This is a genomic window from Rhodococcus koreensis (assembly GCF_017068375.1).
GTDB lineage: Bacteria > Actinomycetota > Actinomycetes > Mycobacteriales > Mycobacteriaceae > Rhodococcus_F > Rhodococcus_F koreensis.
Genome location: NZ_CP070609.1, coordinates 7,852,284 through 7,866,073 on the forward strand (window position 1 = coordinate 7,852,284; position 13,790 = coordinate 7,866,073).

Sequence of the window (13,790 nt, forward strand, 5' to 3'; positions counted from 1 at the left end):
GGGAACAGTGGACCGCGAAGACTTGACTCGATCGCAACCGTCCTGGCTGAACGACGGTGGCGGCACCCCGGTGGGCGATGCCACCGCTCCTGCGCCGAGTCAGCATCAGGTGACCAATCAGGATCTGGTTGCGGATGCGCTCCTCGAGCGAGCGCGCAAGGCGCCGAGCCGGGGATGGCGGCGCGGGCTGCACCGGCTCACCGGGGGAACGGTGAACCTGGGTGAGTCGGCCGGGGAGGCTCGTGACGCCGCACTCCTCGACCGGATCCGGCAGCCGATCCAGGGGGACTATCGAATTGCGTTCCTGTCCTTGAAGGGCGGCGTCGGGAAGACGACGACCACGATCGGGCTCGGATCGACGTTCGCGTCGCTGCGCGGCGACTGCGTGATCGCTGTCGACGCCAACCCCGACTTCGGGACGCTCGCGCAACGGGTTCCAGTGCAGACACATTCGACCGTCCGCGACCTCATCGCGGCCGAGGCGGACATCCGGCGCTATTCGGACGTGCGGGCTCACACGTCGCAGGCGCCGAGCCGCCTCGAGGTGCTCGCGAGCGAGCAGGACCCGGCGATCTCCGAGGCGTTCAGCGAGGACGACTACCGGCGGGCCATCGACATCCTGCAGGTGTACTACAACATCATCCTCACCGACTGCGGCACCGGGATCATGCATTCGGCGATGAACGGCGTTCTGCAACTCGCCAATTCCCTGGTGCTGGTGAGTTCGCCCGCGATCGACGGCGCCCGCAGCGCCGCCGCCACGCTGGACTGGCTGCAGCACCACGGTTACGGGCACCTCGTGTCCCGCACCGTCGTCGTGATCAGTGCCGCCCGGCCCGGCTCGAGCATGATCGACATGACGGAACTGACCAACCATTTCCTGCTCCGGTGCCGTGCGGTGAAGGTGGTGCCGTTCGACGAGCACCTCGCCGAGGGCTCGATCGTGGATCTGGATCTGCTGCGTCCCGAGACGCGCAAGGCGTTCGTCGAACTCGCCGCGATGGTCGCGGACGATTTCCCGGAGTCGGCGGGCAGACACGCCGTCGCTGAGTGGCGCTAGCCGCGACGATCTGCGCTGAGTGGCGCTAGCCGCGACGATTTGCGCTGAGTGGCGCTAGCCGCCGCGATCACGGGGCACGACGGGGAGGAGCCGGACCGGCGCCACCCGGACGAGTCCGAGTGGGTCGAGGTATTCGCGGTCGCGGCGCAGACCCCAGTGCAGGCACGCGGCGACGGGGGCGATGCAGCCCGGGTGCCCGGGTTCGAGTGTGCCGAGGACGGTGCCGCGGCCGACGCGCAGCCCGGCGGTGACCCGGGCGGTCACCGGTTCGTACGTGGTGCGCAGACCTCCCGGGTGGTCGACGGAGACGACGGGTTTACCCGCGACCGTGCCTGCGAACACCACCACGCCCGCGCCCGCGGACAGCACCGCCTCGTCGGGCACGCCACCCAGATCCACGCCGCGATGGCCGGGAAGCCAGTCGTGCTCGGGATTGTCGAAGGCCCGCACCACCCGAGGCCGCGGGTGCAGCGGCCAGTCGAAGTCGCCGGTCGGCGCAGCTTCGGCGGCCGGGGAGAGGAGTACCGCGGCGCTCAGGAGGGTCGTCGCCGTGACCGTCGCGGTCAGGACCCGCAGGATCGCCCCGAACTTCGTCATGGCTCGACGATCCCGCACGTCCGGGGCAAATATCGGGCGGCGGGTGACATTGTGGATGGATCCCGATCCGTCCACAGATTCCGCAGAACCCTTGCACGCGTGGACCGGGTGTGGCAGGGGCGGTTAGGGCGTGGAACGTGGAGGCCGTACACTGATCGAGCGGTCTGTGTTCGCACAGTCCGACTTCGCGCGTCCGCGCAGTATACGGATCGTCGGCTGGTCTCGCATTTCGATGTGAGTCCGACGGTTCACGGGCGCCAGGGCGGAACGTCACCGACGTTCGGCATCAACCGGCAATGAAAGAGAGATACACAGCCATGGCTGTCGTAACAATGAAGCAGCTGCTGGACAGCGGCACGCACTTCGGTCACCAGACCCGTCGCTGGAACCCGAAGATGAAGCGATTCATCTTCACCGACCGCAACGGCATCTACATCATCGACTTGCAGCAGACGCTGACGTACATCGACAAGGCGTACGAATTCGTCAAGGAGACCGTTGCCCACGGCGGCACCGTCCTCTTCGTCGGCACCAAGAAGCAGGCCCAGGAGTCCATCGCGGCCGAGGCCACTCGCGTCGGGATGCCCTACGTCAACCAGCGTTGGCTCGGCGGCATGCTCACCAACTTCACCACCGTCCACAAGCGTCTTCTCCGCCTCAAGGAGCTCGAGGCGATGGAGCAGACCGGTGGCTTCGAGGGTCGCACCAAGAAGGAAATCCTCATGCTCACGCGTGAGATGACCAAGCTGGATCGCACTCTCGGTGGTATCCGCGACATGGCCAAGGTCCCCTCCGCGGTGTGGGTCGTCGACACCAACAAGGAGCACCTGGCCGTTGCCGAGGCGCGCAAGCTGAACATCCCGGTCATCGCGATCCTGGACACCAACTGCGACCCCGACCTCGTCGACTACCCGATCCCGGGCAACGACGACGCCATCCGCAGCGCCGCCCTGCTCACCAAGGTCGTCGCTTCCGCAGTGGCCGAGGGCGTGCAGGCCCGTGCCGGACTGAGCGCCGACAAGGACGCGAAGCCCGAGGCCGGCGCCGGCGAACCCCTCGCCGAGTGGGAGCAGGAACTGCTCTCGCAGGCAGCGCCCGCAGCAGAGGCCGCTCCCGCAGCGGAGGCCGCTCCCGCAGCTGAGGCACAGGCGGCTCCGGCTGCCGAGGCCCCCGCAGCAGAGGCTCCCTCCACCGAGGCCTGATCCGATGCACACGGCCCTGACCAAGAGATCTTTGGTCAGGGCCGTTTCACGGTCTGCCCCGAGTACTACCCTGACTTACGTCCCAACAGACATATGAGGAGGCTCGCTCACCATGGCGAACTACACCGCCGCTGACGTCAAGCGGCTCCGCGAGCTCACCGGCTCCGGAATGATGGCCTGCAAGAACGCTCTCGCTGAGGCCGAGGGCGACTTCGACAAGGCTGTCGAGCAGCTGCGCATCAAGGGCGCCAAGGACGTGGGCAAGCGTGCCGAGCGCACCACGGCCGAGGGCCTGGTCGTTTCCAAGGACGGCGTCCTGCTCGAGCTCGACTGCGAGACGGACTTCGTCGCGAAGAACGAGGACTTCCTGAAGCTCGCGGAGTCGATCGTCACGGTCGCCGCAGCAGCGAAGCCCGCCGACGTCGACGCCCTCAAGGCACTCGAACTCGACGGCAAGACGGTCGACACCGTCATCCAGGAGCAGTCCGCGAAGATCGGCGAGAAGCTCGTCCTGAGCAAGATCGCCTCCTTCGACGGACCGGTCGCGGTCTACCTGCACAAGCGCAGTGCCGACCTGCCGCCCGCCGTCGGCGTCCTCGTCGAGTACACCGGTGAGGGCGACGCTGCTGCGGAGGCCGCTCGCGGCGCCGCGATGCAGGTCGCGGCGCTCAAGGCCAAGTACGTCACGCGCGACGAGGTCCCCGAGGACATCGTCGCCAACGAGCGTCACATCGCCGAGGAGACCGCGCGCGCCGAGGGCAAGCCGGAGCAGGCTCTGCCGAAGATCATCGAAGGCCGCGTCAACGGCTACTTCAAGGACGTCGTGCTGACCGAGCAGTCCTCGGTCCAGGACTCCAAGAAGTCCGTCAAGGCGATCCTCGACGAGGCCGGTGTGACCATCAAGCGCTTCGTCCGCTTCGAGGTCGGTGCTTCGTAACTGCTCGTGTGAGTCGTATGGCCCCGTCGGACGAGTGCGCTCGCCCGGCGGGGCCTACGTATACCGCCACCGTCCTGATGAGGCAGGATGAGGATGGCCGTCTGAATGGGCCGGGTAGCCGCGTGGGTGCGCTCGGCCGCTGTCGAAATCGACGAGTGCTGTGGAACTGAGGAGAGCAATGTCCGAACCAGCCAACGAACGTACGGGATTCCATCGAGTCCTTCTCAAACTCGGCGGAGAAATGTTCGGTGGTGGCAAGGTCGGTCTCGACCCCGACGTGGTGACCAAGGTCGCGGAGCAGATCGCCGAGGTCGTGCGATCCGGGGTGCAGGTGGCGGTGGTCATCGGCGGCGGCAACTTCTTCCGTGGTGCGGAACTGCAGCAGCGAGGTTTGGACCGCGCGCGTTCCGACTACATGGGCATGCTCGGCACCGTCATGAATTGCCTTGCTCTGCAAGACTTCCTGGAGAAAGAGGGCATCGACAGCCGCGTGCAGACGGCGATCACCATGGGTCAGGTGGCGGAACCGTACATTCCGCTGCGCGCCCAGCGTCACCTCGAGAAGGGACGCGTCGTGATCTTCGGTGCCGGCATGGGCATGCCGTACTTCTCGACCGACACGACCGCGGCGCAGCGGGCCCTCGAGATCGGCGCCGAGGTGGTGCTGATGGCCAAGGCCGTCGACGGTGTGTTCACCGCGGACCCGAACCTCGACCCGAACGCCACGATGTACACGCAGATCACGCACCGTGAGGTCATCGAACAGGAGCTGAAGGTGGCCGACGCGACGGCCTTCAGCCTGTGTATGGACAACCAGATGCCGATCATGGTGTTCAATCTGCTGACCGAGGGGAATATCGCTCGGGCGGTGTCCGGTGAGAAGATCGGAACGCTCGTCAAGTCATGACGCGCGTGCCACGCTCGACACAGGGTTTTCTCGAAACAGAGGCAGTGACGAATCGATGCAGAACGACATGGAGGAACAGCCGTGATTGATGAAGCTCTCTTCGAAGCCGAGGAGAAGATGGAGAAGGCTGTCACGGTGGCCAAGGACGATCTCGGATCGATCCGTACGGGCCGCGCGAATCCTGGCATGTTCAACCGCATCGGAATCGACTACTACGGCGCGTTCACCCCGATCACGCAGCTCGCCAGCATCAACGTGCCGGAAGCGCGTCTCGTCGTCGTCAAGCCGTACGAGGCCTCGCAGCTGAATGCCATCGAGACGGCGATCCGGAACTCCGACCTGGGCGTGAACCCGTCCAACGACGGAAACCTGATCCGCATCTCTGTTCCCCAGCTCACCGAGGAACGCCGCCGCGAACTGGTGAAGCAGGCCAAGTCCAAGGGTGAGGACGCGAAGGTGTCCGTGCGGAACGTGCGCCGCAAGGCGATGGACGAGCTGTCCCGGATCCAGAAGGACGGCGAGGCCGGCGAGGACGAGGTGGGGCGGGCCGAGAAGGAACTCGACAAGACGACCGCCCGGTATGTCGCGCAGGTGGACGAACTGGTGAAGCACAAGGAAGCCGAGTTACTGGAAGTTTAGTCACGAGACGAGGAGTGGATCGGGGACAGTGACCGTGCCAGCAGAACACGGGACCCCAGGGGGACCCATCTCCGAGGGCGACCCCTCGGGACCGGTCTCCGAGGGGAAGCCCGCGCCGGAACCGGCCACGGCCGCGAAGTCCAAGGCCGGGCGTAACCTCCCCGCGGCGATCGGCGTCGGCGTCGGGCTCGGCGTCGCGCTCATCCTGATCCTCGTCTACGTGCCCCTCGTGTGGATCGGGGTGGTCGCGGTCGCGATGGCCGTCGCCACGTGGGAGGTCACGAAGCGGCTCCGCGAGGCCGGCATCAGCGCCCCCCGGATCCCGCTGATCGCCGGAGGGCAGGCGATCCTGTGGCTCGGGTGGCCGTTCGGCCCGGTCGGAGTGCTCAGCGCCTTCGCGGGCACGGTGCTGGTCTGCATGGTCTGGCGCCTGTTCGACCACGGGTTGAAGGCGACACCGCAGAACTTCCTCCGGGACACCGCGATCACCGTGTTCGTGGCGTCCTGGATTCCGTTGCTGGCGTCGTTCGCCGTGCTGATGGTGCTGCAGGACGACGGCGCCGGGCGAGTGTTGTGCCTGATGATCGGCGTGGTCTGCTCCGACGTCGGTGGTTATGCGGCGGGTGTGCTGTTCGGCAAGCATCCGATGGTGCCGGCGATCAGCCCCAAGAAGTCGTGGGAAGGGTTCTTCGGCTCGCTGCTGTTCTGCGTGATCGGAAGCCTGCTGACGGTCACGCTGATCCTCGACGAGAACTCGATGATCGGTGTGCTCCTCGGTGTCGTGCTGGTGGTCACCGCCACGCTCGGCGATCTCATCGAATCCCAGGTCAAGCGCGAGCTGCAGATCAAGGACATGGGCACTCTGCTTCCCGGGCACGGTGGGATCATGGACCGTCTCGATTCCCTGCTGCCGTCGGCGTTCGTGACGTGGCTGGTGCTCACGGTCCTCGTGTGACCGCGCTGTCGTGACCATTCCCAGCCCGAACATCTGGCACTGGCCGGAGTGGTACGAGGTGGAGAACCGTGCCCAGGACGTGGACGGTGCGATCTTCCGGCACCTGCGCGGGGCCGTGGACTGGACGGGCGGCGTCGTCGCCGACGTGGGCTGCGGCTCCGGTTTCCATCTCCCGGTCTTCGCGGAGTCCGCGGCCACGGTCTACGGCATCGAACCCCATCCGCCGCTGCTGGAACGGGCCCGCGCCCGCGTGGGGCACCTGCCGAACGTCCGCGTGCTCGACGGCTCCGCGGAGGGCATACCCCTGTGCGATGCGTCCGTCGACGTCGTGCACGCGCGGACCGCGTATTTCTTCGGACCGGGCTGCGGCCGTGGAATTCGTGAGGCGATGCGGGTGCTGCGCCCGGGCGGCGCACTGGTCGTCGTCGATCTCGACGCGACGGCCCATCCCTACGGGGAATGGATGCGAGCCGACCTGCCGCACTACCACCCGGCGGCCGTGGAGGCCTTCTTCGCAGCGCAGGGGTTCGACCTGGCCCGAGTGGAGACACGATGGCGCTTCCCGAACCGGGAAGCGCTGCACGCAGTCCTCGGCATCGAGTTCACCAAGAAGACGGCGTCCACGGCATTCGCGCAGACCCCCGGCGTGGCTCTCGACGTGCGCTACCGCGTGCACGTCCGCCGAAAGCCCGCCGGGCTGGAATTGCTCTGACCGGTGTCGTTACCGCGGTGCGATGTGGAAGAGCTTGGCGAGCGCGTTGATCTTCTTGGCCTTCGCCAGCTTGGGGAGGTCGCTGCCGTCCCGCACCCGGGAACCGTCCTCGCCGAGGTCCGCGATCACGTCGCGTGCCCATTCGGCCTCGGCCGGGGACGGACTCAGTGCGTCGTTGACCGGAGCCGTCTGCGCGATGGTCATGCACAGCTTCCCGGTCATCCCCATCGACAGGGTGAGCGCCGACGCGCGGATCAGCGCGTCGATGTCGGTGCCGAGGGTGGGGCCGTCGATCGGCGGTGCGATCCGGGCGGCCCGGCTGGCGACCGTCAGCCGGGAGCGGGGATACGCCATCGCCAGCGGTGAGTCGTCCATGCCGGTGTCGCGACGGAAGTCGCCGCTGCCGAACGCCAGGCGGAAGGTGGCCTCCGTCCGGGCGATCTCGGGTGCGGCCTCGAGCCCCATCGCGGATTCGACGAGAGCGAGCACCTTCGTGCCCTCGGGGAGTCGCTCGGCGGTCGCGTCGACCTGCATCCCGCTCTCGGTCTTGGCGAGCATGACGCCCTCGAGTCCGGGCACACCGTGCAAGGCTGCCAGGTCGTCCGCCCAGTAGGGCGTGGTGGCGTCGTTGATCCGCACCCACGCGCGGCGGTTCTCGCCGAGCCAGGCGACCACGTCGGCCCGGGCCCGGGGTTTGCGGTCGGGAGTGACGGCGTCCTCGAGGTCGAGGATCACCGCGTCGGCGGCGCTGGTGTGTGCCGCCTCGAAACCCTCGGGTTTGCCGGCGGGAACCAGCAGCCAGGATCGTGCTTGTTCAGCCGCGATGCGCGGTGCCACAGTCGTCTCCATGTCGGCCTTCACAGTCGTGCCGTTCCGGTGATATCCACGACAGTAATTCTGCTCGCAAGGCGGCGGCGCAATCCACTTGCGTAACTATTGTTCAGTTAGAAATTACTGTTCAGGCGCCGCTGCCGGTTCGCCGCCCGCCGGATCTGGATGATGCGGACACCGCCCGCGAGGGCCATGATCACCGCGCCCGCAATTGCCGCGAACAGCAGAGTGACGCCCAGCGGGAGCGTGAAATCCCAGGCGAACAGTTCGAGGGTCACGCTGTCGAGGTTCTGCAGAATGAACACGAGAAGCAGTACCAGAACGACGATTCCGATCACCAGGCCGGTCCAGGTGGCACCCACCCGCGTGTGCTTGATGCCCTTGCGGCGGGCGACGTCGGGATGCTCGGTGCCTGCCGGTGACGTGTCGGGCTGTGTCGGGTCCGTGGGCGCCGCTCCGGTACCGGGACCACGACCGGCCGGGACGTCCGGTGGGAAGTTCGAAGGGTCGTCCGGTGTTGTCGACATGAGTTGATCTTCACCCACCTGGGCGGGTTCCGCATGCGCATCGGGCGGCGAAACAACGTCGATCAGGCATCCGCACGACAACGACCCCCGAATCAATGGGACAATGGAGAAACTATGGCTGTCTCGCTTCCCCTCGTTTTCACCGCGCCCCGGCGTGGGATGCCCCCCAAGCATCTCGCGGACCTCGACTCCACCGAGCGGCGGGAGGCCGTCAAGGAGCTGGGTCTGCCCGGGTTCCGGGCCGACCAGCTGGCCCGGCAGTACTACGCGCGGCTCGAGGCGGATCCGGAGAAGATGACCGACCTCCCGGCCGCCGTGCGCGAGCAGGTGGGCGCGGCGCTGTTCCCGACGCTGCTCACCCCCGTCAAGCACCTGGCCTGCGACGGGGGCGACACCCGCAAGACGCTCTGGAAGGCGAACGACGGGACGCTGCTGGAAAGCGTCCTCATGCGCTACCCCGACCGCGCGACGCTGTGCATCTCCAGTCAGGCCGGGTGCGGAATGGCGTGCCCGTTCTGCGCGACCGGTCAGGGCGGGCTGCAACGCAACCTGTCGACCGCCGAGATCGTCGACCAGGTGCGTGCCGCCGCGGCCGCCCTGCGCGACGGTGACGTCCACGGCGGTCCGGGCCGGTTGTCGAACGTCGTGTTCATGGGCATGGGGGAGCCGCTCGCCAACTACAAGCGCGTGGTCGCCGCCGTCCGCCGCATCACCTCGCCCGCCCCCGACGGCCTCGGGTTGTCGCAACGCTCGGTGACGGTGTCGACGGTGGGGTTGGCGCCCGCGATCCGCAAGCTCGCGGACGAGGACCTCAGCGTGACGCTCGCCGTGTCCCTGCACACCCCGGACGACGAACTGCGCGACACCCTGGTCCCCGTGAACAACCGCTGGTCGGTGGCGGAGGTCCTCGACGCGGCCCGCTACTACGCGGACAAGTCCGGTCGCCGGGTCTCCATCGAGTACGCGCTGATCCGGGACGTGAACGATCAGCCGTGGCGCGCCGACCTGCTGGGCAAGAAACTGCGCAAGGCGCTCGGACCGCTGGTGCACGTGAATCTGATCCCGCTGAACCCCACACCGGGCAGTGAGTGGGACGCGAGCCCGAAGCCGGTGGAGAAGGAATTCGTCCGGCGCGTGCTGGCGCAGGGTGTGTCCTGCACGGTGCGGGACACCCGCGGCCAGGAGATCGCCGCCGCCTGCGGCCAGCTCGCCGCCGAGAACTGAGTATTTCGTCACGCAGGCCCATACGACGAAACCCCTCGTCCCCGAGTGATCGGGGCGAGGGGTTTCGTTCGTGGTTCGGTGCTACCGGGGCTTGCGCCGCAGGACGATGTCACGAATGAGGATGAAGAACATCACGGCCGCGCAGCCGATCAGCCACAGGTCCTCGACGAAACCCCTGTGGTTTCCGATGATCATGAGCAGCAGGAACACGGCGAAGAACCATCCGAAGAACCGGAACGTCTTCGGCGCCTCACCGCTCCAGCCCCATGCCGCCGACGGGACCTCCGCGGTGTCGATGTGTGCGGCCACGATGGGGTCGCTGGACGAGGGCTCCAACTGGGTACCGGCCACGATCGATCCTCCTGCAGATTCGGTTGCGCTACTCGACATATCGTGACATACGACTGCCCGTCGTATGTAGTGGGGCCATCCATGGCGGGCGGTCCGCATTCGATCAGGAACAATGGGCGGGTGGATGAAAACAGGCCCACTCGCGTCCTGCTGCTCGGCAGCACCGGTTCGATCGGCACCCAGGCGTTGGAGGTGGTGGCCGCCAACCCGGACAAGTTCACGGTGGTGGGGCTCGCAGCCGGTGGCGGAAACGTCGAACTGCTGGCCCGGCAGATTCGCGAGACGGGTGTGTCGTCCGTCGCAGTCGCGGATCCGGGCGCGGCCGCAGCGCTGGATCTGCCCGGGGTGCTGGGCGGACCGGGCGCCGTCACCGAACTCGTGCGCACCACGGAAGCGGATGTCGTGCTCAACGCACTGGTCGGTTCGCTGGGCCTGGAGCCGACCCTGGCCGCGCTCGAGTCCGGTGCGCGGCTCGCGCTGGCGAACAAGGAGTCGCTCGTCGCAGGCGGGCCACTCGTGACGGCGGCCGGGGCGCCGGGACAGATCGTGCCGGTCGACTCCGAGCATTCGGCGCTGGCCCAGTGCCTGCGCGGTGGCAGCGCGGACGAGGTGGACCGCCTGGTCCTCACCGCCTCCGGCGGACCGTTCCGCGGCTGGACGGCCGACCGGCTGGAATCGGTGACACCCGAGCAGGCCGGCGCCCACCCCACGTGGTCGATGGGGCCGATGAACACGCTGAACTCGGCGACCCTCGTCAACAAGGGGCTCGAACTGATCGAGACCCACCTGCTGTTCGGCGTCGACTACGACCGGATCGACGTCACCGTGCACCCGCAGTCCATCGTGCACTCGATGGTCACGTTCACCGACGGCTCGACGCTCGCGCAGGCCAGCCCACCGGACATGAAGCTCCCGATCGCGCTGGCCCTCGGCTGGCCGCACCGGGTGGCGGGCGCCGCCGCGGCCTGCGACTTCAGCACCGCGTCCACCTGGGAGTTCGAGCCACTCGACTCGCAGGTTTTTCCCGCCGTCGACCTCGCCCGCGAGGCGGGCAAGGGTGGGGGATGCCTCACCGCCGTCTACAACGCTGCGAACGAGGTCGCCGCTCAGGCATTCTTGGACGGGATCATCCGGTTCCCGCGCATCGTCCGCACCGTCGCCTCCGTGCTGTCCGAGGCGGACGAGTGGTCGGCGCCACCGGCTACCGTGGAAGACGTACTGGCCGCCGACGGCTGGGCACGTGAGCGAGCACGTCAGCTCGTGAAGCAGGAAGGCTAGAACTGCATGGTGTTCGCAGTGGGCGTTGTTCTCTTCGCCCTCGGGATCGCGTTGTCGATCGCACTTCACGAAGCGGGGCACATGTGGGTGGCGCAGGCCACCGGCATGAAGGTCCGCCGGTACTTCATCGGCTTCGGGCCCAAGGTCTTCTCCTTCCGCCGCGGTGAGACCGAGTACGGGCTCAAGGCGCTCCCGCTCGGCGGGTTCTGCGACATCGCCGGGATGACGGCGCTGGACGAACTCGAACCGGACGAAGAAGACCGGGCCATGTACAAGAAGCCCACCTGGAAGCGTCTCGCGGTGATGTCCGGCGGCATCGGCATGAACTTCGTCCTCGGCCTCGTGCTGGTGTACGTCCTCGCCGTCGGCTGGGGCCTGCCCGATCTGAACCGGTCCACCGACGCGGTCGTCGGGTCGGTCGGGTGTGCGGCGCCGACCCAGGGGCCCGGCCCCGACTTCGCCCTGTCCGAGTGCACCGGCCCGGGCCCCGCCGAGCAGGCGGGCATCAGGACCGGCGACGTCATCACCGCGGTCGACGGCAAGGACACGCCGACGTTCGCCGACGTGGCCGCCGCGACCCGTTCGCTGTCCGGTCCGGTCGACTTCACGGTCGAGCGGGACGGCGAGGAGCAGACGATCGTCGTCCCGGTCCAGCAGGTGCAGCGCTGGGTCCAGGAGAAGGGCGAGACCGAACCGCACGAGGCGACGGTCGGTGCGATCGGCATCGGCGCGACCCCGAGCGTCGTCGAGCACTCGGCCCTCTCCGCGGTTCCCGCGTCGTTCGAGTTCACCGGCGACATGTTCGTGATGACCGCCGAGCGGATGGTGCAGATGCCGAGCAAGGCCGTCGACCTGTGGCACGCGGTCACCGGCGGCGAACGGGACCCGGAGACCCCGATCTCGGTGTACGGCGCGAGCGTCATCGGCGGTCAGATCGCCGAACAGGGCATCTGGGAAGCATTCGTGCTGCTGCTGGCGAGCCTGAACTTCTTCCTCGGAATGTTCAACCTGCTTCCGCTGCTGCCGCTCGACGGCGGGCACATGGCGGTCACCGTCTACGAACGGGTCCGGGACTGGTTCCGCAGCAGGCGCGGGCTTCCGCGCGGCGGACCCGTCGACTACATGAAGCTCCTGCCCGTCACCTATGTGGTGATCGTCATAGGCGGCGCATACATGCTCCTCACGCTGACCGCCGACATCGTCAACCCGATCAAGCTCTTCCAGTGATCGCTGGGCCTTTCGGCGCTATCCCGGTCCTTGTGGTCCGGGATGGCCGATCTGGTTTTGTCGGACCGTGGGGCTAGTGTCTGGGGCATGGCGGGGAGGGTGGTGAGGCGGGCGTTCAAGTACCGTTTCTATCCGACTGCGGTGCAGGCGGAACAGCTTGCTCGGACGTTCGGGTGCACCCGGTATGTTTACAATCGGGCGTTGGCGGAGCGGTCGCGGGCGTGGTCGCAGGAGCAGCGTCGGGTGACGTACGCGGATACCTCGAAGATGCTCACCGGATGGAAGCGGGATGCCGAGACGGAGTGGTTGGCGGAGCCGTCGAAGGGGCCGTTGCAGGAGTCGCTGCGGCAGTTGCAGGGCGCGTTCGAGAGGTTCTGGCGCACGCAGACCGGCTACCCGCAGTTCAAGAGGAAGGGGCGGTCGAAGGAGTCGGCGACCTACTATTCGAACTGCTTCACCTACCGCGGCGGGCAGATCCGGTTGGCCAAGCAGACCGAACCCCTGGACGTTCGGTGGTCGAGGCCACTACCGGAGGGGGCGGTGCCGTCGCAGGTGACGGTGTCGCGTAATGCTCGTGGTCAGTACCACATCTCGATCCTCGTCGAGGACACGATCACCGAACTCGAGCCGGCCGATCGGGTGGTCGGGCTCGACGCCGGGATCACCAGCCTGTACACGCTGTCGACGGGGGAGAAGATCACCAACCCGCGCCACGAGCGCGCGGACCGTGCGCGGTTGGTGAAGGCGCAGCGGGCACTGGCCAGGAAGGAGAAGGGATCGCGTAACCGGGCCAAGGCCCGACTGAAGGTCGCGAAGATTCATGGTCGGATCGCCGATCGGCGGCGCGATTATCTGCACACACTTTCCACTCGGCTGGTGCGCGAAAATCAAGTGATCGCCATCGAGGATCTGAGTGTGCGGAACATGGTCAAGAATCGGTCGTTGTCTCGGGCGATCTCGGATGCGGGGTGGTCCGCGTTCCGGTCGATGCTCGAGTACAAGGCCGACTGGTACGGGCGGCGGGTGGTGGCGGTCGACCGGTTCTATCCGTCGTCGAAGACCTGCTCGGTGTGCGGGGAGATCGCCGGGGCGATGCCGCTGAACGTGCGGGAGTGGACATGCCGGTGCGGCGTCGTCCACGATCGGGATGTGAACGCGGCAAGGAACATTTTGGCCGTCGGACTGGCGGTGGCAGCCTGCGGAGACGGTGTGAGACCACCCCGCACCTAAGGTGTGGGGAGGCGACTGTCGGTGAAACAGGAACCTCGGGACGCGAGTCCCGAGGAGAATCTCGGTCGTTCACGGCCGAGAGGACGTCAACGCTAAACTCGGACTTGAAGCTA

General features: G+C 67.3%; 15 protein-coding genes. 11 read left to right on the forward strand and 4 right to left on the reverse strand.

Annotated features, from left to right (window positions below; all coding sequences use genetic code 11):
* The first annotated feature begins 22 nt into the window (after positions 1-22).
* Entirely contained in the window at positions 23-1,060 is a 1,038-nt protein-coding gene (locus JWS14_RS35595; protein WP_373560122.1) for a MinD/ParA family ATP-binding protein, read from the forward strand.
* Positions 1,061-1,114: 54 nt separating this feature from the next.
* Here JWS14_RS35595 and JWS14_RS35600 read toward each other — a convergent pair whose 3' ends face one another.
* Entirely contained in the window at positions 1,115-1,732 is a 618-nt protein-coding gene (locus JWS14_RS35600) for a M23 family metallopeptidase (protein ID WP_373560121.1), read from the reverse strand.
* 242 nt (positions 1,733-1,974) lie between these two features.
* Between JWS14_RS35600 and rpsB the strand changes: the two genes are divergently transcribed.
* The 6 genes from rpsB (at position 1,975) to JWS14_RS35630 (ending at position 7,009) form a co-directional block, all read left to right on the forward strand.
* Positions 1,975-2,859, forward strand: coding sequence for a 30S ribosomal protein S2 (gene rpsB / locus JWS14_RS35605; protein ID WP_005259344.1), 885 nt, complete (start codon positions 1,975-1,977; stop codon positions 2,857-2,859).
* A 112-nt stretch (positions 2,860-2,971) separates the two neighbouring features.
* Entirely contained in the window at positions 2,972-3,796 is an 825-nt protein-coding gene (tsf, locus tag JWS14_RS35610) for a translation elongation factor Ts (protein ID WP_072937822.1), read from the forward strand.
* A gap of 178 nt (positions 3,797-3,974) precedes the next feature.
* Entirely contained in the window at positions 3,975-4,703 is a 729-nt protein-coding gene (gene pyrH, locus JWS14_RS35615; protein ID WP_015890300.1) for a UMP kinase, read from the forward strand.
* Between the two features lie 81 nt (positions 4,704-4,784).
* Complete coding sequence (gene frr, locus JWS14_RS35620; protein ID WP_015890301.1) at positions 4,785-5,342, forward strand: ribosome recycling factor; 558 nt, start codon at positions 4,785-4,787, stop codon at positions 5,340-5,342.
* Between the two features lie 28 nt (positions 5,343-5,370).
* A complete protein-coding gene (locus JWS14_RS35625) occupies positions 5,371-6,297 on the forward strand; it encodes a phosphatidate cytidylyltransferase (protein ID WP_095860764.1) in 927 nt (308 codons plus the stop codon).
* Between the two features lie 10 nt (positions 6,298-6,307).
* Positions 6,308-7,009 carry a class I SAM-dependent methyltransferase gene (locus tag JWS14_RS35630; RefSeq protein ID WP_206015284.1) on the forward strand — a complete coding sequence of 234 codons (702 nt, stop codon included), beginning with the start codon at positions 6,308-6,310 and terminating at the stop codon, positions 7,007-7,009.
* A 9-nt stretch (positions 7,010-7,018) separates the two neighbouring features.
* Here the strand turns inward: JWS14_RS35630 and JWS14_RS35635 are convergent, their stop codons facing one another.
* Both JWS14_RS35635 and JWS14_RS35640 read right to left on the reverse strand, forming a co-directional pair.
* Complete coding sequence (locus JWS14_RS35635) at positions 7,019-7,870, reverse strand: HpcH/HpaI aldolase/citrate lyase family protein (protein ID WP_206015285.1); 852 nt, start codon at positions 7,868-7,870, stop codon at positions 7,019-7,021.
* Between the two features lie 83 nt (positions 7,871-7,953).
* Positions 7,954-8,367, reverse strand: a complete 414-nt coding sequence (locus tag JWS14_RS35640; protein ID WP_160098907.1) for a LapA family protein — start codon at positions 8,365-8,367, stop codon at positions 7,954-7,956.
* A gap of 114 nt (positions 8,368-8,481) precedes the next feature.
* On the opposite strand from JWS14_RS35640, the gene rlmN reads away from it, so the two are divergent.
* Entirely contained in the window at positions 8,482-9,591 is a 1,110-nt protein-coding gene (gene rlmN / locus JWS14_RS35645) for a dual-specificity RNA methyltransferase RlmN (RefSeq protein ID WP_095860763.1), read from the forward strand.
* A gap of 81 nt (positions 9,592-9,672) precedes the next feature.
* Here the strand turns inward: rlmN and JWS14_RS35650 are convergent, their stop codons facing one another.
* Complete coding sequence (locus JWS14_RS35650; protein ID WP_072937825.1) at positions 9,673-9,942, reverse strand: DUF2631 domain-containing protein; 270 nt, start codon at positions 9,940-9,942, stop codon at positions 9,673-9,675.
* A gap of 81 nt (positions 9,943-10,023) precedes the next feature.
* On the opposite strand from JWS14_RS35650, the gene dxr reads away from it, so the two are divergent.
* The 3 genes from dxr (at position 10,024) to JWS14_RS35665 (ending at position 13,677) form a co-directional block, all read left to right on the forward strand.
* Positions 10,024-11,220, forward strand: coding sequence for a 1-deoxy-D-xylulose-5-phosphate reductoisomerase (dxr, locus tag JWS14_RS35655; RefSeq protein ID WP_420855150.1), 1,197 nt, complete (start codon positions 10,024-10,026; stop codon positions 11,218-11,220).
* 6 nt (positions 11,221-11,226) lie between these two features.
* On the forward strand, positions 11,227-12,447 hold the full coding sequence (locus tag JWS14_RS35660) for a M50 family metallopeptidase (RefSeq protein WP_095860762.1): 1,221 nt from the start codon (positions 11,227-11,229) through the stop codon (positions 12,445-12,447).
* Between the two features lie 87 nt (positions 12,448-12,534).
* Entirely contained in the window at positions 12,535-13,677 is a 1,143-nt protein-coding gene (locus tag JWS14_RS35665) for an RNA-guided endonuclease InsQ/TnpB family protein (RefSeq protein WP_206015287.1), read from the forward strand.
* The last annotated feature ends 113 nt before the right edge of the window (positions 13,678-13,790 follow it).